Raw genomic sequence first — 19,195 nt, forward strand, 5'->3', positions numbered from 1 at the left:
TCAAATCCTCTGGAGAAAACCACCCCAATCCAATTCGAGTCATTCGCCAGCAAGCACCCGGTAAACAGCTAAAAACAGCTGAAACAAGCTACAAAAGGCCAGAGACAGGCCGCAAAACAGGAGGTCGGTATGGAGACGCTGACAGGAAATCGTACGGATCTGCAGAAGAACACGCTGGCTATTGTCCTGGCGGGCGGCCGGGGTACCCGACTCGGACCGCTTACGAATAAACGCGTCAAACCAGCAGTGCATTTTGGCGGCAAATACCGGATCGTGGACTTCGCATTGTCGAATTGCCTGAATTCAGGCATCCGGCGTATCGCGGTCGTCACTCAATACAAGGCGCACTCGCTCTTGCGCCACCTGCAGCGCGGCTGGGGTTTCCTGCGCGGCGAGTTCAACGAGTTCATCGATATCTGGCCGGCCCAGCAACGCGTTGATTCAAGCTGGTACAGGGGGACAGCGGACGCGGTCTTCCAGAATCTCGACATCATCCGGTCGATCGGGCCCGAGTACATCATCGTGCTGGCGGGAGATCACATCTACAAGCAGGACTACACGCGCATGATTCTCGATCACGTCGAGAGCGGCGCGGATTGCACGGTCGGCTGTATTGAAGTGCCGCGCATGGAAGCGACCGCGTTCGGCGTGATGCACGTCGACGCGCAGCGCCGCATAACGGATTTCCTGGAAAAGCCGGAGGACCCTCCCGCGATGCCGGGCAAGCCCGACGTCGCGCTCGCGAGCATGGGTATCTATGTGTTCAGCGCGAAGTATCTGTATCAATTGCTCGAAGAGAACATTGAAACGTCGGATACGGATCATGACTTCGGCAAGGACATCCTGCCACGCGTGGTAACGAGCGGCAAGGCGATCGCGCACCCGTTCGGCATGTCGTGCGTGACCTCCGAAACCGATCCGAACGCGCCGCCGTACTGGCGCGACGTGGGTACCGTGGACGCGTACTGGGCGGCGAACCTGGATCTCGCGTCCACCATTCCCGCGCTCGACCTCTACGACCGCAAATGGCCCATCTGGACGAACCAGGAGCAGTTGCCGCCAGGCAAGTTCGTGCGTGACCTGCACGGGCAGCAGGGCGCAATTAACAATCTGCTGGTGTGCGGCGGCTGTGTGATATCGGGTTCGCAAGTCGCGCGATCGGTGTTTTCATCGGCGGTGCGGGTGCATTCGTTCTGTCATATCAACGAAGCCGTGCTGTTGCCGCAAGTGACCGTCGGGCCGAGTTGCCGCCTGAAGCGCGTGGTGATCGACCGGGGTTGCACGCTGCCTGAAGGGCTGGTCATAGGCGAGGATCCCGATTACGATGCCGAGCGGTTTTTCCGGACTGAAAATGGCGTGGTGCTCGTGACACAGGATGCACTGACACGTCTCGGACAAGCCAGGTAGTCATAATTCGGGCGACCGGAAACAAGCCAATGGGGAATCGATGACCGTATGCGTGCTGCATGTTGCAGCGGAGATGTATCCGCTTTTGAAAACCGGCGGCCTCGCCGATGTCGTGGGCGCATTGCCGCCGGCCCAGACGCAACTGGGCACGAATGCCCGCGTGATCCTGCCGGCGTTTCCTTCGGTGGTGGCGGGCCTGACGCAGATCGAGCAGGTAGCGGACCTTGGCTGGGCGTTTGGCATCGATCACGTGCGGCTCGAGCGGGGTTTGCTCGAACCGCACGGAGTCGTGGTCTACGTGGTGCGCGCGGACGCGTTCTACGATCGGCCCGGCAATCCGTATCTGGACGGCTCGCATACGCAATATGCCGACAGCGACCGGCGTTTCGCGCTGCTCGGCTGGGCGGCGGCGCGCGTGGCGACGGGTGCCGACCCGACGTGGAAACCCGACGTCCTGCATGCGCACGACTGGCACGCTGGCTTGGCGCCCGCGTATTTGAGGGCACGCGAGCGGGAGACGGGCGTGGCGCGCGTGCCGTCGGTCATGACGGTCCATAACCTCGCTTACCAGGGCGTCTTTCCTGCCGCGGAATTCGGTGTGCTGCAGCTACCGGCGGATTTTTTCTCCATCGATGGCGTCGAGTTCTACGGTCATCTGTCGTTTCTCAAAGCCGGGCTGTTCTACGCGGACCGCATCACAACCGTGAGCCCGACCTACGCACGCGAAATTCAAACCCATGCGCAGGGCGCCGGGCTCGACGGATTGCTGCGCACCCGCACGCACGACATCAGCGGCATTCTCAACGGCGTCGATCAGACGGTATGGAATCCGGCGACCGATACCACCATCGACACGCAATACTCGATCGAAAAATTCACTGGCAAAGCGAAGTGCAAAGCCGCGTTGCAGGAACGGGTCGGCCTTGCGCGTGAGCCGGATGCGTTGCTGTTCGGCGTGGTAAGCCGGCTGACCGAGCAGAAGGGGATTGATCTCTTGCTATCAGTCATTCCGGATATCGTCCAGCGCGGCGGTCAACTCGTTGTACTGGGCGCCGGCGATCCGGCGCTTGAAAACGGCCTCAAGAACGCCGCGCTGGCGCATCCGCAAGCGGTTGCCGTGGAGCTGGGATTCGACGAAACGCTTTCTCATTCGATTATCGCGGGCAGCGACATCGTGATGGTCCCGTCGCGCTTCGAGCCGTGCGGCCTGACGCAGTTGTACGCGTTGGCATACGGTTCACTGCCGCTCGTTCATTGCGTGGGCGGTCTTGCCGACACCGTGACGGATGCGTCGCTGGAGAATCTCGCTGACGACCTGGCTACCGGTTTTGTGTTCGAGAAATTCGACCGGCCGTCAATTGTTGCCGCGATCCGGCGCGCGTTCGCATTGAAGCAGCGGCGGCTGGAATGGAAGGCCGTCGTGCGTCGCGCGATGGAACAGGACTTCGGCTGGGAAGCGTCGGCGTTGCGATACGTCGATGTGTATCGCGAGCTGATCGGGGCGAAGGCGCGTTAGTCGGAGTCAGTCGGGGTCAGTCGTTCAGGTCGCGTGCGAGCGCATGAATCGCGATCTGAACACGGCTCGACAGATTGAGCTTACGAAGCACATTGCGCACGTGGATCTTCACGGTGCTTTCGGCCAGGTCGAGTTCACGCGCAATATCCTTGTTGCTCGCGCCGCGCGACAGGATTCGCACGATGTCGCGTTCTCTTGGCGTCAGTGCAGGCGACGCCGGCGAGCTGCGTGGTTCAAGTGGCGGCGGCGCAGTATCTTCTGCGCGCACCGGTGTTCTCATTTGCGCGATCAGCCGCTGAGTCATGCTCTCCGCAATCACGGATTCGCCCTCGGCCGCGCGGCGGATCATGGTGGCGAGTGCGTCGGCTTCCATGTTTTTCAACAGATATCCGCATGCACCTTCACGCAGCGCGCGGGTCAGTTCATCCACATCTTCCGACACGGTCAGCATGATGACCGCGGTGTCCGGCAAATCCTGCTGGAGCAACTGCAACGTTTCGATACCCGACAACCCCGGCATGTTCAGGTCGAGCAGGACCACGTCCGGCCGATGCTGCTTCGCGCGCTTGAACCCTTCGATACCATCGGCGGCGTCGTCCACGACTTCGAAATCGGGCTGACGCTGCAATAATGCGCGCACACCGGAGCGAAACAGCGTGTGGTCATCGATTAAAAGAATGCGGATGGTCATGCTGCCTGCCGTTCGCTGACGGGCAGCAGAAGGTGGACGCGCGCGCCCTTGCCAGGTTCGCTGTCCAGCTCTAATTGCGCACCGAGCCGCGCTGCGCGTTCACGCATGATGTGAAAACCGACATGGGCTTCGCCTCGACTGGCGATATTGGCGGGATCGTAACCGTCGCCGTTGTCTTGTATCGTCAGTTCAAAATCACGGGCGTTCGTAAGCGCAATGTGGACCTGCGTAGCCGACGCATGTTTGCGAATGTTCGACAACGCCTCCTGAAGAATGAACAGCACCTGTAGCTGCTGGTCGGGCGGCAAGGGCAGTCCGCCCGCTTCGTCGTAGTCGAGGCTGACTTGTGTCTCCGTTTGCCGTTCGAACCGCGTTACCGTCTCGTCCACGGCGTCGCGAAGGTTGCCGGTCGCGAACTTCGTGCGGAAATTGACGAGCAGTTCACGCACGTCCTCATAACTTTCCTCAAGACCTCCGCGTAACAACGGCGCGATCTCGCGCACTTCGTTCATGTCGTCGCGGCTTGCGGCGTTATCGAGTAAATGCAGTTGCAGCTTCAGGAAATTCAGGCTCTGCGCGATGCTGTCATGCAGCCCCTGCGCGACCAGGTGACGTTCCTGCGCGACCGCAAGCTGACGCGCGGCCGTGGCAAGCCGATGGTTCTGCAAAGCCGTGCCCAGATGTTTGCCGAGCGTTTCAAGCAGGCGCGTTTCCGATGGCAGCACCGGGCGGTCGCCGCGAAAGTGCAGCGAGAACGAACCCAGCGCAAGCTCATGCGAGACGATACCGAAGGCCGCGACCGCATCGAAACCTGCCTTGCCGCAATGCGTCGCGGGACCGCTGTCTACCATCTGCTGCATGCGTAGATCGCGCACGACCGAGAGACCGCCGGTGGCTGCCGCGCCGCACGCGCAGGTGCTCGCCGGCATGCAGCGCTCCACGTTCAGCAGCGACTCCGGCAAACCTTCGGACACGACTACGTGCAGGTTGTCCGCGTCTTGAGCGAGCACGCGGACGGTGCCTGCGTCGGCGTTGAACTGACGCATCACGCGCGCAAGAAAACCGCGGCACAGCACTTCAACGTCATGCGCGCCATGCAGGAACGCGGTCATCTCGTAGAGTGCGACCAGTTCGCCGTTGCGGGTGGCAAGTTGCGCGGTTTTGCTCGTCACGCGTAGCGCGAGGTCCCGGTACAAACTCTGAAGTTCGCTTGCCATCCGGTTGAAACCCTCCGCAAGATGACCGAACTCGTCGCGCGACTCGACCGGCAAACGGGCGCTGAATTCGCGTTGTTCGATACGGGACAGCCCACGCTCCAGACGTCGTACGGGCGTCACGAACCACGCGTAAAGCAGGTACACGATTGCGATCGTGCCCACGCACGCGAGTGCCGCAAGGGCCATTTGCCAGCGTCGCAACCAGGCTGTCTTGCGGGCGTTTTCGCGTTCGATCATGCGCACCAGTGCATCGGCTTCGGCAACGAACGCGGGCAGCCGGGCGAGATACAGCGAGGGGGTATCGATGGAACTTGACGCGTCGTGCGTGATCGCCTGCTTCAACGAGTCGTGCCACGCCTGCGATACGGCATCCAGCTGAGCGTGGATCGCAGGCATGGCAGGAAGGAATAATGGCCGCGCGGGGTCCCCGCTTTTCAACTGGGCCAGCGTGAGATCGAGCAGGGCGCTTTGCGAATTCACATCGGCTTTACGGCCGGCCCGTGCTTCGTTGAGTTGAATGGCGATGTTGCCCGCCCGCATGCGCAGGCTGCCGGCGTCGTTGATCGCCGCGCCCGCGCCTTCGAGTTGCCACGAGAGCCAGAGCGTGCCCGCGATCATGGAAAGGACTAACGCCAGCGCAACGCCGGACAACGCGACAATGCGCGTGGATAACCGGTAACGGAACGGCGTGGCGAGCAGGGCCGGGTGTGAGGCCGGGGATGAGACCTCGGGTGTGGCCGCGGGTGCGGCCCGATGAAGCGGATGATCGGACATGGAACTGCGTGCTTGCGCGACCGGAATGCAAAGGGTGCTAATTATCCGGTGTGCTGGCGTCCAATAGTGAGAGTCCGACTGTTTTACATATGAACTCACCAATACGGTCAACGTCCGCCAGAGGCAGAAGCGGGATCGCGGGTGCGTCATGAAGACGCGGGGCGTCGTTGGTGGCGATCGCGAGGATGGCCATGTCGGTCAGATACAGCGGGTCCCGGCCCGCCTCGGGACGCACGACTTCGAGGCGCGGCAAGACCTCGCGCGTGAAGCCTTCCACCAGCGTCAGGTCGGAGGGTGCAAGCCGTGCGACAAGTTCCGTCAACGGCGGCTCGGGCGCGTCATGCAGTTCGCGCACGATGGCATACCTGTACGGCGAGGCAATCAGCACCTCGCCCGCGCCGGCCGCGCGGAAACGTGCGCTGTCCTTGCCCGGCGGCTCGAGATCGATTGAATGATGGCTGTGCTTCACCACGTTCACCACCAGGCCGCGCGCGCGGAACCAGGGCAGGAGCGCCTCGATCAGCGTTGTCTTGCCCTGTCCCGAACGCCCGCAAATACCGAATATGCGCAGCTTCGCCGCTGCTTCTGTCATGTCGCTACCCCGTCTTTCCAGCCTTGGATATTAGCGCGTGCCACCGCTTCCATCACATAACGCCGCTCGGCAAGATCGCGCAGCGCCTGCGACATCGCGACGCGAATACGCAGCTCAACCTGCTCGAACGGCAACACCAGGCCCGGCGACTTTTCGTGAACCCGGATGATATGGAAGCCGAACTCCGTTTCCACAAGCACAGGGCAGAGGGTACCAGCAGGCGCGGCAAACACCGCACGTTCGAACGCCGCCACCGTGTCGCCGCGGCCTATCTCGCCGAGCGCGCCGCCATCGATCCCCGACGGGCAATTCGACAAGGTACGCGCAAAATCAACGAACCGCAGTTCGAGGTCGTCGGCGTGAAGCAGTTCATCGAGTGTCTGTTGAGCGCGTTGACGCAGCGCCACCAGATCCACTCTTTCCGTAACCTGGAACAGGATATGGCTAACCCGCGCGCGCTCGTTCACCCGCCAGCGTTCCAGGTCGGCCAGGTAGTGGCGCTCGCACTCTTCATGCGTGGGCGCGGCCGCCTCGGCAAGCTGATGATCGAGCAACGCTTCGATCATCAGCTCGTCACCCTGAGCGGAGGCGATGTGCAACTGAGCGGCTTCATCGAGCAGGACGCGGCGCAGGACAGCCGCGGTCAGCGCCGCCCGCTTTACATCCGGCGTGTCTGCATGAGCCGGCATTTCGCGCTCCAGGTCCGTGTCCGCGAGCTCCACGCCGTTGATGATGATCGCCATGATGTTCTCCTTGAACAGGTTAGCGCGGCCGCACGAGTTGCCATGCGCGGCTCAGGTACGTGACGGAAGCGAAGCCGCTCCAGACGTGCACGAGCCGGGTGAACGGGAAGATGACGAACAGCGACATACCCATGAACAGATGCATCCGGAACACAAACGGTGCGGCCGCCACGTACTGCGCTGCATCGCCTCGGAAGGTGACGACGTGCTGCGCCCAGGTCATGAGCTGGACCATCATGTGGCCGTCCATGTGACCCGCTGATTCCCGGATCGTCGACAAGCCGAGCAACAGGGTAACGAGAATCCACAACAGCAGCACCTTGTCGCCGGTACGGGTCACGGCGGAAATACGCGCGTTGCTGACGCGCCGGTGAATCAGGATGACGAGACCGACGAGACAGAGGGAGCCCATCACGCCGCCCGCGATCATCGCCACGGCTTGTTTCGTGCCGTGCTCAATCCCGAGCCAGTCCCAAACGGAAACCGGCGTGAGCAGGCCGCCAAGATGCCCGAAGAAGAGCCCGAGAATACCGACGTGAAACAGGATGCTGCCAAGCCGCAGATTGCCGCGATGAAGCAACTGCGAACTGTCGGCTTTCCATGTGTACTGTTCTCGCTCGAACCGCGCGAAGCTGCCGAACAGGAAAATGGCGGCCGCAATATAGGGATAAATGCCGAACAAGAATTGATTGAGCATGAGCGTGATCCCTGAACTCAGTTGGCCGTGGCCGGCGGCCGCGGATGGAAATGCATCGGCTGAGCCAGCGGCGTGGTGGTGGATGGGGCCAGCAATGGTTCGACGCCGTCAGTGCCCGGGCCGAAGCGTTCAAGTGCTTCGTCCATGTCGCGGATAGGCGGCACCTCGGCGGGTATCGGCACCACATCTGTCATTGACCGCAATACGGTGAATACACCCGCGTACGGGCTTTCATCGCGTGCGAGACGATCGCCCAATGCAGCGAGAACGTGAATAGCCTCGCCCAGCAGCGTGCGAGCCTCAGTCGCGTCGATATTGCCCAGCACCTCGAGAAACAGCGGCACGTGATCGGGCAGTTCGTTGGTCGCCATTTCAAGACCATGCCGGCGATATTCATCGAGCAGATCGACCATCGCCTGTCCGCGGTCGCGGCTTTCGCCGTGAACGTGTTCGAACAGATGCAGGGAGTGCGCGGGGTTCCGATCGAACGTGGCGACGTAATTCTCCTGCAACTCGATCAACGGATGTGCGTTCAGCAACGTCAGCAGCGGCTGCAACGCGGCTTGTGCGGCTTGGGGAAAGGCTATGAGCGCTTGCTCGATCTCGTCCATGGCCATAAGCAATTCGGGCTCGGGATAGTCGAGCAAGCTCGCCAGCAGCGTGTAGATGGATAGGGGTTTCAGTGTGTCGTTCACGACGCGGACTCCGTTTTCTTGCGTGACTTGGGCATGTCGGCGAACACCACGCTGCCTTGTGGTTTCTTGCCGAACAACGATCCTTCCGACACCCCGCCCGAGCAGCCGTTGCCAAAGGTAAAGCCACAACTGCCCTTGTCGTTGAAGCTGTCTTCCACGAGTTCCTTGTGCGACGAAGGCACCACGAATCGATCCTCGTAGTTCGCGATGGCCATGGTCTGGTACATGTCCTCCACCTGGGCGGGCGTGAGGTCGAGACCGTCCAGAAGTTCGGGTTCCGCGCGGCCGTGCACGACTTCGGCACGCTTGAACGCGCGCATGGCGAGCATGCGTTCGAGTGCGGACGTGACCGGCGCTTCGTCGCCGGCGGTCAGCAGGTTCGCCAGATACTTCACTGGAATACGCAGGCTCTTCACGTCCGGAATGATCCCGTCCATGCCTATATGTCCCGCGTCTGCCGCCGACTGAATCGGGGAAAGTGGGGGGATGTACCACACCATTGGCAAAGTCCGGTATTCCGGGTGCAGCGGGAACGCCACCTTCCATTCCACGGCCATCTTGTAGACGGGCGATTTGACCGCGGCGTCGAGCCAGCTTTGGGGGACGCCTTGCGCGAGCGCTTCCGCCTGCACAGCGGGATCATGCGGATCGAGGAACACGTCCAGTTGCGACTGGTACAAGTCCTGTTCGCGTTCAACCGACGCCGCTTCGCCAATTTTGTCGGCGTCATACAACAGCACGCCGAGATAGCGGATACGCCCGACGCACGTCTCCGCACAAACGGTCGGCTGACCGGCTTCAAGACGCGGATAACAGAAGATGCACTTCTCCGCCTTGCCGCTCTTCCAGTTGAAGTAGATCTTCTTGTAAGGGCAACCGGAGATGCACATGCGCCAGCCGCGGCACTTGTCCTGGTCGACGAGCACAATGCCGTCGTCCTCGCGTTTGTACACCGAGCCCGACGGGCACGATGCCACGCACGCAGGGTTCAGGCAGTGCTCGCACAGCCGCGGCAAGTACATCATGAAGGTGTTCTCGAAGGTCGAGTACATCTCTTTCTGCACGTTCTCGAACAGCGCGTCACGACCGCGTGACGAGAACTCGCCTCCAAGGTCATCCTCCCAGTTCGGGCCCCATTCGATCTTCTCCATCTTCTTGCCGGTGATGACGGACACGGGCCGGGCTGTTGGCGGCGTTTCAGATAGCCGCGCGTTCTGCAAATGCTCGTAGTCGAACGTGAAGGGCTCGTAGTAGTCGTCGATAGCGGGCAGATTGGGGTTCGCGAACAGGTTCGCGAGGACCTTGAGCTTGCCGCCCTGACGCGGATGGAGCTTGCCGCTGGCGTCGCGGGTCCAGCCGCCTCGCCACTTCTTCTGGTTCTGCCATTCCTTCGGATAGCCAATGCCTGGTTTGGTTTCAACATTGTTGAACCACGCGTACTCCACGCCGTCTCGCGAAGTCCACACGTTCTTGCACGTGACGGAGCAGGTATGGCAACCGATGCATTTGTCCAGGTTCAAAACCATTGCGACTTGCGCACGGATTTTCATGATGCCGCTCCTTCGCTTTCATTGAGCGGGCCTTCGAGCCACGCTACTTTTTTCATCTTGCGTACGATCACATACTCGTCGCGGTTCGATCCCACGGTGCCGTAGTAGTTGAAACCATAGGCCTGCTGTGCATATCCGCCGATCATGTGCGTTGGCTTGAGCACCGTGCGCGTGACCGAGTTATGAATGCCGCCGCGCATGCCGCTTGTCTCCGCGCCCGGCACGTTGATGATCTTTTCCTGAGCGTGATACATCAGGCACATGCCGAGCGGCACGCGCTGACTCACCACCACGCGCGCAGTCAGCGTGCCGTTCACGTTGAACACTTCCACCCAGTCGTTATCGATGAGACCGGCTTGCTTCGCCTCCGCTTCCGAGACCCACACGTGCGGTCCGCCACGCGAGAGCGTCAGCATGCGCAGGTTGTCGGAATACGTGGAGTGGATGCCCCATTTCTGGTGTGGCGTGATCCAGTTGAGCACGAGCTCATGCTCGCCGTTCGGCTTCGCGCCGAGCATCGCGGTGACGGTTTTCGTGTCAATAGCCGGGCGATACACGCACGAACCCTCGCCGAAATCCAGCATCCAGCGATGATCCTGATAGAACTGCTGGCGGCCCGTGAGGGTGCGCCATGGGATCAGTTCGTGCACGTTCGTATAGCCTGCGTTGTAGCTGACCTCCTCGGATTCGAGCCCTGACCAGGTCGGCGCCGAAATGATTTTGCGCGGCTGCGCCTGGACATCGCGGAAACGAATCTTGTCGTGCTCGCGGCCTTCGGCGAGGTGTGCATGTTCGCGTCCCGTGATCTTCGACAACGCTTGCCATGCCTTCACTGCAACGTGGCCGTTGGTTTCGGGCGCGAACGTGAGGATCATTTCAGCGGCGTCGATGGCGCTGTCAAGCCGCGGACGTCCATGGCTCACGCCCGGATCCGTGACCGTGTGCGTGATGTGCGCGAGTTCATCCACCTCATGCGCGCTGTTCCAGTTGATGCCCTTGCCGCCATTGCCCTGTGTATCCAGCAATGGACCCACGGACGTGAACTTGCGATAGACATCTTTGTAGTTGCGTTCGACCACCGTCATGGACGGCGCGGTCTTGCCGGGAATCAGGTCGCATTCACCGGCGCGCCAGTCCTTCGGCTCGAACGGCTGGCCGAGTTCGCCCGGGGTATCGTGCATGAGCGGCGTGCAGACCAGATCGGTACGGGTACCGAGATGCGCACCGCCGATCTCCGCAAACTTCTCTGCAATGCCCTTGTAGATTTCCCAGTCGCTCTTGCTCTCCCACAACGGCTGCACGGCTTCCGACAACGGGTGAATGAACGGATGCATGTCCGATGTATTCAGGTCGTCTTTCTCGTACCACGTCGCGGTCGGCAGCACGATGTCGCCGTAAAGACAGGTCGTGCTCATGCGGAAATCAAGCACGGTCAGCAAGTCGAGCTTGCCTTCAGCCGCTTCGCGCACATGAACCTGGCCCGGCATGATGGCGTCGTTTTCATCTGAGAAGAGGGCGTTCTGCGTGCCGAGCAAATACTTCAGGAAGTATTCGTGGCCCTTGCCCGAACTGCCCAGGATGTTGGAGCGCCAGACGAACATGTTGCGCGGGAAGTTGACGGGGTTGTCGGGGTCGTCGCAAGAGAATTGCAATGCGCCCGACTTCAGGCGGTCGACCACGTAGTCCACCGGCTTCATGCCGGCACGGGCTGCTTCGTCGGTCAGATCGAGCGGATTCGCGCCGAGTTGCGGCGCGCTCGGCAACCAGCCCATGCGCTCGGACTTCGCATTCAGGTCGAGCATGGCGAGGTTCGCATAGTTCGCCTTGTTCGCGGTCGGCGAAAGCACTTCGTTCAGCCCGACCTTCTCGTGACGCCACTGACTGGTGTGGTTATAGAAGAAGGACGTGCCGTTCATCTGACGCGGCGGCTTCGACCAGTCGAGCGCGAACGCAAGCGGCGCCCAGCCGAATTGCGGCCGAAGCTTTTCCTGACCAACGTAATGCGCCCAGCCGCCGCCGCTCTTTCCTACGCATCCGCACATCATCAGGAGGTTGATGATGCCGCGATAAATCATGTCGTTGTGATACCAGTGATTGAGCGCGGCGCCCACGATCACCATGCTCTTGCCCTGCGTCTGATGGGCGTTCGTTGCGAACTCGCGGGCCACCTGGATCACGAGATTGCGCGGCACGGTGGTGTGCTTTTCCTGCCATGCGGGCGTGTAGGGAACGTCGTCGTCGTAACTGCTGGCAACGTTCGGGCCGTCGAGTCCCTGGTCTACCCCGTAGTTCGCCATTTGCAGGTCGAACACGGTGGCGACAAGCGCGCTCGTGCCGTCCGCGAGCGTGACGCGCCGGGCGGGGACGTGACGTTCCAGCAGCGCGTTGTGCTCGCTGCCGAAGTAGGGGAAGCCGACTGTGACCACTTCGTCATGCGTGCCCGCAGTGATCATCGAGAGACGGGGGTCGATCGGCCGGCCGCTACCGCCGTCTTTCAGTTCGAGATTCCAGCGGCCGACCTTGCGGCCGTCGTTGTGCGCGGCTTCATTCCAGCGAAAGCCTACCGTGCCGTTGGGCGCGACGATCTGGCCGCTGTCTGCGTCGATCAAGAGCGTCTTCCATTGCGCGTTGTTCGCTTCGTCGAGGCTATCGGCGAGATGCGATGCGCGCAGGAACTGATCGGGCACCAGCATGCCGTCGTTGTCGCGCAGCAGCACGAGCATGGGCATGTCGGTGTATTGCTTTACATAGTCGCGGAAATAAGCGGATTGGTTCGATGCGTTCGCTGCGTGGAATTCCTTCAGCACGACGTGCCCCATCGCCATTGCAAGCGCGGCGTCGGTGCCTTGTTTAGGCGCAAGCCAGATGTCACCGAACTTGACCATCTCGCCGAAATCCGACGATACCGCTACCGTTTTCGTGCCCTTGTAGCGCACCTCGGTATAGAAATGCGCATCGGGGGTCCGGGTCTGCGGAATGTTCGAACCCCATACCATCAGATAGGTGGAGTTGTACCAATCGGCGGATTCCGGTACGTCGGTCTGCTCGCCCCAGACCTGCGGCGAAGCGGGCGGCAGGTCGCAGTACCAGTCATAGAACGAGAGGCACACTCCGCCAATCAAGCTGAGATAACGCGAACCTGCTGCGTACGAGACCATGGACATGGCGGGAATCGGCGAGAAGCCAACCACGCGATCCGGCCCGAACTTGCCTATGGTGAACGCATTAGCCGCCGCGATCATTTCGTTAGCGGTGTCCCAGTCGGCGCGCACAAAGCCACCGAGACCACGCACGCTCTTATAGCGTTTTGACTTGACCGGGTCCTGGCTGATCGACGCCCACGCGGCGACCGGATCGAGCGACTTGCGCGCCTCGCGCCACATTTCCATCAGGCGGCCGCGGATCATCGGATACTTGACGCGCTGCGCCGAATATACGTACCAGCTATACGACGCCCCACGCGGACAGCCGCGCGGTTCGTGATTCGGCAGGTCGGCGCGGGTGCGCGGATAGTCGGTCTGCTGCGTCTCCCAGACAATCAGCCCGCTCTTCACATAGACCTTCCACGAACACGAACCCGTGCAGTTCACGCCATGCGTGGAGCGCACGATCTTGTCATGTTGCCAGCGGGTTCTATAACCTTCTTCCCACTTGCGGTCTTCATTGACCACCGCACCGTGTCCGTTCGAAAACGTCGACTGCGTGCGCTTCACGAACTTCAGGCGATCCAGAAAATGACTCATTATTGTGTCCTGTGTCGAAGAGGGCGCGTCAGCAAGGCATGCTCGCGTTGCGGCGTGCGTAGCAGAACCACGTGATGGCGACGCACGTCACGTAGAACGCGATGAATACGTACAGCGCGGGTATGGCGGAACCGGTCATGTCGAGTGCGGTGCCGAAGGTCTTTGGAATGAAGAAGCCGCCGTACGCGCCAATAGCAGCGGAGAAACCGAGCACGGCCGCGGACTCCTTGCCGGCGTCGTGCATGGCCTGGCGTTGAGCTGCGGCATCCAGCCCCTTGGCGCGGCGCTGGTGCTCGGTCATGAAGATCACCGGGATCATGCGGAAGGTCGAACCGTTGCCAATGCCGGTCAGCATGAACAGCACGATGAACATGGCGAGGAAGCCCGCGAAGTTGCCTGCGTAGTTACCTGATACGCCCGTGGCGGGCATGAACGAGATCACGCCGAACACGGCCACGATCATGCCGAGGAAGGTCCAGAGCGTCACGCGTGCGCCGCCCAGATGGTCGGAGATCCAGCCGCCTACCGGACGCGCCAAGGCGCCCGCGAGCGGGCCGAGGAACGCATAAGCAGTGGGGTTGATCGACGGGAACTGGCTCTTGGTCAGCAGTGCAAAGCCTGCGGAGAAACCGATGAACGAGCCGAACGTGCCGATATAAAGCCAGCACATCAGCCAGTTGTGCTTGCGCGTGAAGATCACGGCTTGCTCGGCGAAGGAGGCCTTTGCATCGGCGATATCGTTCATCCCGAACCATGCCGCCAGCGACGCCACCACGATGAACGGTACCCAGATAAAGCCCGCGTTCTGCAGCCAGATACCTCGTTCGACCCCGTTCGCGAGGAACGTCTGACCATCCCCTGCGAGCGAAGCGAAGGCGGCCGTGGCGATCACGAGCGGCGTGACGAACTGCACCAGCGATACCCCCAGATTGCCGATGCCGGCGTTCAATCCCGTCGCCAGTCCTTTGCGTGCCTTGGGAAAGAAGAAACTGATATTCGACATTGAAGAACTGAAGTTCGCGCCACCAAAGCCGCACAGCAAAGCGAGCACGAGCAGGGTGGTATAGCTGGTCGACGGATCGCGCAAGGCGAACCCCATGCCGAGCGCGGGAATCAGCAGCGTGGCCGTAGAGACGGCGGTGAAGCGCCGGCCGCCGAAGATGGGCACGAGAAACGAATAGAAAATGCGCAGCGTCGCGCCGGACAGGGCGGGTAACGCCGTCAGCCAGAACAGTTCGTTCTTCGTGAAGTGGAAGCCGCCTTTATCCAGGTTGACGACAACGACGCTCCATAGCGACCACACGGCGAAGGCAAGCATCAGTGCCGGGATGGAGATCCACAGGTTGCGGTTGGCAATGGCCGAGCCGCGTGTTTTCCAGAACGCCGGATCTTCCGGCTCCCAGTTCTTGAGAAGATAGTCGGACATGTTTTTATGGGTTGGATTAGACAGGGGCGCGCGGCAGGACAGCATCGCCATGCGAGCGGAAAGAGAAGGTCATCCAGATGAGGCTGACGGCGGTAGCGCCGAAAAGCAGCATGAAACAGGTGCTGCTCACGCCCGTCAGGTCGGCGAGCAACCCGAACAGAATGGGTAGCGCGAAGCCGGCCAGGCCGCCGGCGAGACCGACTACGCCGGAGACCGCGCCGATGTTGCCGGTATATTCATCGGAGACGAACTTGAATACGGATGCCTTACCAATCGCCATTGCAATCCCTACCGTGAAAATCAGGACCGTGAACACGGTGGGCGAGAGCGCGATGTGAAACGCGAGCGGACCATGGGTCGATTGCACGATGAAGCCCGCGTCCGGATAGCTGAGCAAAAAGAAGCACGTAAGCACGGTCCACATCACGACCCACGTTGTTTTCTTCGCGCCGTAGCGGTCGGACAGCCATCCGCCAGCAGCACGAAGGACGCCGCCCGGCAGCGAGAAGCATGCAGCGAGCAAAGCCGCTTGTTCAATATGGAATCCATAATGATTGACGTAGTAATGCGGCAGCCACAGCGCCAGCCCAACGTAACCGCCGAACACGACCGAGTAGTACTGCGAGTAACGCCATGCGCGACGGTCTTTCATCACGCGCAACTGGCTGGCGAAGCTCGGCGGATTGGCAATGCGATGGGCGGGATTCGTCGCCGATGTCATCCAGAAGAGAATGGCGGTAACGAGCATGGCGATGGCATACACCTTAGGCACGATCATCCACGTGCCGGCTGTCACGATCAGCACGGGTGCAACGAATTTGGTGAGCGCAGCCCCCGAATTGCCGGCGCCGAAGATGCCCATCGCGAGGCCCTGGCGTTCCTTCGGGAACCAGCGCGCCACATAGGGCGTACCGACCGAGAAACTGGCGCCGGCGAGACCGACCAGCAGTCCGAGCGCGATGAATTGCCAGAACTGCGTAGCGTAGGTAAGCATCCAGATGGGTATGACTGTCGCGAGCATCGTCAGGAAAAAGACGATGCGTCCGCCGAAGCGGTCGGTGCAGATGCCGAGCGGGACGCGCGCCAGCGAGCCCGAGAGCACTGGCGTCGCGGCAATCAGGCCGAATTCGGTATCGGAGAGACCCAGCTGGGTCTTCAGCGGAATGCCTAGAATCGCGAACATCATCCAGATCGCGAAGCAGATGGTGAAAGCGAAGGTGCTCGACCACAGCACGCGCCAGGCGCGCGGATCGGCGGTTGCGTCATCGTGGGTGGCTTGGGACTTGCGTACGGCAGTCATATTGCTTGCCTGTCGATTAAATTTGCGTTGAGTTGGGAAATCACTGCAAGATTAGGAACTGCGCGACGTGCCGCCCATTCGCCGATGGGAGGACGCGACTCCATGTCGCTCCTCCGGCGGGACTAGTCCGAAAGGTGTAATTTGGAAGGGGATACGCTCGGCCAGCGCGGCCGGCGAGGCATGCTCCGCCACTCCGATGCAACGCAGCAAACCGCTGGACATGAGGACAGAACATGGCTGAAGACGACTTGAAGATCACCGTTTCACCGCAGCAGTTTTCCATCGACGTCATGCTGGAAAAGTATGCGAAGGGAGATGAAGCGGGCATTGACGATATTTATCGCCGGGTTGCGCGAGGCGTGGCAATGGCTGAGCCCGAGGCGCTGCGAAAGCAGGTCGAGATCGAATTCTTCGAGAATTTCCAGCGTGGTGCACTGGGCGCGGGCCGCATCATGAGCGCGGCCGGCACGGGTATCCAGGCAACGCTCATCAACTGCTTCGTGCAGCCGGTGGGCGACGCCATCCAGGGCGTGGACGAGGACGGTTTGCCGGGCATCTACGTTGCCTTGCTGCAGGCAGCCGAAACCATGCGGCGCGGCGGCGGCGTGGGTTACAACTTTTCCGCGATCCGTCCGAAGGGTGCACGCGTGCATTCCACGGGATCGTCGGCATCGGGGCCGTGCAGTTACATGGATGTTTTCGACGCGTCATGCAGGACCGTTGAAAGCGCCGGGTCGCGGCGCGGCGCCCAGATGGGCATTCTGGATTGCTCACATCCTGACCTGCTTGAATTTATCGCGGCAAAGCATGTGAAGGGGCGCTGGAATAACTTCAACGTATCGGTCGCGGTGACCGACGAGTTCATGCAAGCCGTTGCTGACGATACCCCGTGGCAGCTCGTGCATCGCGCCGAACCTTCACCGTCGGTCAAGGCATCGGCCGATGCGCGGCAGCGTGAAGACGGTCTGTGGGTTTATCGCGAAGTGCGGGCACGGGAAGTGTGGGACACGATCATGCGCTCGACCTATGACGTCGCCGAGCCGGGGGTGGTTTTCGTATCGCGCATGAACGACGACAACAACCTGCGAGCGGTGGAGACTATTCGCGCCACCAATCCGTGCGGCGAGCAGCCGTTGCCGGCCTACGGGTGCTGCAATCTTGGGCCGTTGAACCTGACGCGTTTCGTGCGTGAACCGTTCGCGCAGCGTCATGGAGGAACGCCGGTATTCGACTGGGATGGCTTGGCGAAAAGCACCCGCACGCAGGTTCGTTTTCTCGACGATGTGCTCGACGTAACGCTCTGGCCGCTACCCGAGCAAGACAGGGAAGCGCAGGCGAAGCGGCGCATAGGCGTGGGTTTTACGGGGCTCGGCGACACGCTTGTCATGCTCGGCGTGCGCTACAACTCGCAGGAGGGCCGCGATTTTGCGATACGTGTGGCGCAGACCATGCGCGACGAGGCGTATCGCGCGTCGGTGGAGTTGGCTCGCGAGCGTGGCGCGTTCCCGCTCTTCGATGCAAAAAAGTACCTTGAAACAGGTACTTTCGCGTCGCGCCTGCCCGATGACATCAAGGCGGAGATTCATCGCGACGGGATTCGCAACAGCCACCTGCTTTCCATTGCGCCGACCGGCACCGTGAGCCTGGCGTTCGCTGACAATGCGTCGAACGGCATTGAGCCGGCGTTCTCGTGGACTTACCAGCGTACCAAGCGCATGGCCGATGGCAGCCGGCAATCATTTTCAGTGGAGGATCATGCGTACCGCTTGTATCGCGAACTGGGCGGCGACGTGAAGGCGTTGCCGGAGTATTTCGTGAGCGCACTCGATATGTCCGCGAACGATCATCTGGAAATGATGGCGGCGGTGCAGCCTTTCGTCGATACCTCCATTTCGAAGACGGTCAATGTACCGGCCGATTATCCGTTCGACGCGTTCAAGGACCTTTACTTCGACGCATGGCGCCGCGGCCTGAAGGGGCTGGCTACCTACCGGCCGAACGACACGCTGGGTGCGGTGTTGTCGGTGACGCCGGAGACACCCGCGATCGTTGCATCCGATCCATCGGACGCGGCGGACGCAGAGGTTCAACTGGACCCGTTGCGCATTGCCATCGATCATCGTCCGCGCGGCGAGTTGCCGGCGATCATCGAGAAGGTGGAGTACCTCACGCAAGCCGGCAAGAAGTCGCTTTACGTAGCGGTGTCGTTCATGGAGATTACCGGGCGGCTGGGTGGCGAAGATGTCACTATCGAGCGGCCCATCGAGTTCTTCATACCAACGGGGCAACGCGACGAATCGCAGCAATGGATTACGGCGACGATGCGGTCATTGTCGCTGGCGGCGCGAGGTGGTTTTGTCGCGCGCAATCTGCAGGATATGCGCAAGGTATCGTGGGATCGTGGACAGGTGCGGCTGGGTGACGTCGAGCGTCCCGGTGGTCACAAAGCACCACGCTGGCACGATTCGGAAGTCGCGGCGCTTGCGTATGCGATCCAGCAGATCCTGTATCGGCGAGGTTTCCTCGATATCGAGGGCGGTCAAGTGCCGTCGCGCTTGCTTGCGCAGCGTCGGCATGAGAGTGCGCAGGCGGGGCTTGTATCGGCGTCATCCGAATCCAGCGATGACGAGATCACCGCGGTTGTGGAGGACGACGCAGACGCTGGCAACCCGCATGCGCTACTGCCGATTCCTGGCCGCAAGTGTCCCACTTGCGGTGCCAACGCGATGATCCGCAAGGACGGTTGCGACTTCTGTACAGCGTGCGGCGAAATAGGCGCGTGCGGCTAAAGCGTGAATGCCCCGCATGAGTGCCTGATCACTTTCACCCGCGATCAGGCACTCA

13 protein-coding genes are annotated in these 19,195 nt (G+C 61.2%); 3 read left to right on the top strand and 10 right to left on the bottom strand.

Annotated elements, in window-relative coordinates:
- Positions 1-129 precede the first annotated feature (129 nt).
- The gene (glgC, locus tag HB376_RS04265; RefSeq protein WP_213762170.1) at positions 130-1,407 is read left to right on the top strand and encodes a glucose-1-phosphate adenylyltransferase; all 1,278 of its coding nucleotides are present in this window, start codon (positions 130-132) and stop codon (positions 1,405-1,407) included.
- Positions 1,408-1,447: 40 nt separating this feature from the next.
- Positions 1,448-2,923: a glycogen synthase GlgA gene (gene glgA / locus HB376_RS04270; protein WP_213762171.1), complete on the top strand. Its 1,476-nt coding sequence runs from the start codon at positions 1,448-1,450 to the stop codon at positions 2,921-2,923.
- Positions 2,924-2,939: 16 nt separating this feature from the next.
- Here the strand turns inward: glgA and HB376_RS04275 are convergent, their stop codons facing one another.
- From HB376_RS04275 to HB376_RS04320, 10 genes are read right to left on the bottom strand one after another with little or no spacing between them, the layout of a single operon-like run.
- Positions 2,940-3,614 carry a response regulator gene (locus HB376_RS04275; RefSeq protein WP_213762172.1) on the bottom strand — a complete coding sequence of 225 codons (675 nt, stop codon included), beginning with the start codon at positions 3,612-3,614 and terminating at the stop codon, positions 2,940-2,942.
- Complete coding sequence (locus HB376_RS04280) at positions 3,611-5,605, bottom strand: type IV pili methyl-accepting chemotaxis transducer N-terminal domain-containing protein (protein WP_213762173.1); 1,995 nt, start codon at positions 5,603-5,605, stop codon at positions 3,611-3,613. Before HB376_RS04280 ends, HB376_RS04275 begins: the two co-directional genes overlap by 4 nt.
- A 37-nt stretch (positions 5,606-5,642) precedes the next feature.
- A complete protein-coding gene (gene mobB, locus HB376_RS04285; protein ID WP_213762174.1) occupies positions 5,643-6,197 on the bottom strand; it encodes a molybdopterin-guanine dinucleotide biosynthesis protein B in 555 nt (184 codons plus the stop codon).
- Positions 6,194-6,940 carry a peptidylprolyl isomerase gene (locus HB376_RS04290; protein ID WP_213762175.1) on the bottom strand — a complete coding sequence of 249 codons (747 nt, stop codon included), beginning with the start codon at positions 6,938-6,940 and terminating at the stop codon, positions 6,194-6,196. The genes mobB and HB376_RS04290 overlap by 4 nt, the downstream gene beginning before the upstream one ends.
- A gap of 19 nt (positions 6,941-6,959) precedes the next feature.
- Positions 6,960-7,637, bottom strand: a complete 678-nt coding sequence (gene narI / locus HB376_RS04295) for a respiratory nitrate reductase subunit gamma (protein WP_213762176.1) — start codon at positions 7,635-7,637, stop codon at positions 6,960-6,962.
- A 17-nt stretch (positions 7,638-7,654) separates the two neighbouring features.
- Entirely contained in the window at positions 7,655-8,332 is a 678-nt protein-coding gene (narJ, locus tag HB376_RS04300; protein ID WP_346730434.1) for a nitrate reductase molybdenum cofactor assembly chaperone, read from the bottom strand.
- On the bottom strand, positions 8,329-9,882 hold the full coding sequence (gene narH, locus HB376_RS04305; protein WP_213762177.1) for a nitrate reductase subunit beta: 1,554 nt from the start codon (positions 9,880-9,882) through the stop codon (positions 8,329-8,331). The genes narJ and narH overlap by 4 nt, the downstream gene beginning before the upstream one ends.
- A complete protein-coding gene (locus HB376_RS04310; RefSeq protein WP_213762178.1) occupies positions 9,879-13,625 on the bottom strand; it encodes a nitrate reductase subunit alpha in 3,747 nt (1,248 codons plus the stop codon). The genes narH and HB376_RS04310 overlap by 4 nt, the downstream gene beginning before the upstream one ends.
- 28 nt (positions 13,626-13,653) lie before the next feature.
- Complete coding sequence (locus tag HB376_RS04315; RefSeq protein WP_213762179.1) at positions 13,654-15,051, bottom strand: NarK family nitrate/nitrite MFS transporter; 1,398 nt, start codon at positions 15,049-15,051, stop codon at positions 13,654-13,656.
- Positions 15,052-15,067: 16 nt separating this feature from the next.
- Positions 15,068-16,351, bottom strand: coding sequence for a nitrate/nitrite transporter (locus tag HB376_RS04320; RefSeq protein WP_213762180.1), 1,284 nt, complete (start codon positions 16,349-16,351; stop codon positions 15,068-15,070).
- A 233-nt stretch (positions 16,352-16,584) separates the two neighbouring features.
- Here HB376_RS04320 and HB376_RS04325 point away from each other — a divergent pair, with 233 nt between their 5' ends.
- Entirely contained in the window at positions 16,585-19,140 is a 2,556-nt protein-coding gene (locus HB376_RS04325; protein ID WP_213762181.1) for an adenosylcobalamin-dependent ribonucleoside-diphosphate reductase, read from the top strand.
- The last annotated feature ends 55 nt before the right edge of the window (positions 19,141-19,195 follow it).

The organism is Caballeronia sp. dw_19 (assembly GCF_018449515.1).
GTDB lineage: Bacteria > Pseudomonadota > Gammaproteobacteria > Burkholderiales > Burkholderiaceae > Caballeronia.

Excerpts from the sequence above, each read along its gene's own strand:
- glgC (WP_213762170.1), top strand. The coding sequence starts at position 130 with ATGGAGACGCTGACAGGAAATCGTACGGATCTGCAGAAGAACACGCTG.
- glgA (WP_213762171.1), top strand. The coding sequence starts at position 1,448 with ATGACCGTATGCGTGCTGCATGTTGCAGCGGAGATGTATCCGCTTTTG.
- HB376_RS04275 (WP_213762172.1), bottom strand. The coding sequence starts at position 3,614 with ATGACCATCCGCATTCTTTTAATCGATGACCACACGCTGTTTCGCTCC.
- HB376_RS04280 (WP_213762173.1), bottom strand. The coding sequence starts at position 5,605 with ATGTCCGATCATCCGCTTCATCGGGCCGCACCCGCGGCCACACCCGAG.
- mobB (WP_213762174.1), bottom strand. The coding sequence starts at position 6,197 with ATGACAGAAGCAGCGGCGAAGCTGCGCATATTCGGTATTTGCGGGCGT.
- HB376_RS04290 (WP_213762175.1), bottom strand. The coding sequence starts at position 6,940 with ATGGCGATCATCATCAACGGCGTGGAGCTCGCGGACACGGACCTGGAG.
- narI (WP_213762176.1), bottom strand. The coding sequence starts at position 7,637 with ATGCTCAATCAATTCTTGTTCGGCATTTATCCCTATATTGCGGCCGCC.
- narH (WP_213762177.1), bottom strand. The coding sequence starts at position 9,882 with ATGAAAATCCGTGCGCAAGTCGCAATGGTTTTGAACCTGGACAAATGC.
- HB376_RS04310 (WP_213762178.1), bottom strand. The coding sequence starts at position 13,625 with ATGAGTCATTTTCTGGATCGCCTGAAGTTCGTGAAGCGCACGCAGTCG.
- HB376_RS04315 (WP_213762179.1), bottom strand. The coding sequence starts at position 15,051 with ATGTCCGACTATCTTCTCAAGAACTGGGAGCCGGAAGATCCGGCGTTC.
- HB376_RS04320 (WP_213762180.1), bottom strand. The coding sequence starts at position 16,351 with ATGACTGCCGTACGCAAGTCCCAAGCCACCCACGATGACGCAACCGCC.
- HB376_RS04325 (WP_213762181.1), top strand. The coding sequence starts at position 16,585 with ATGGCTGAAGACGACTTGAAGATCACCGTTTCACCGCAGCAGTTTTCC.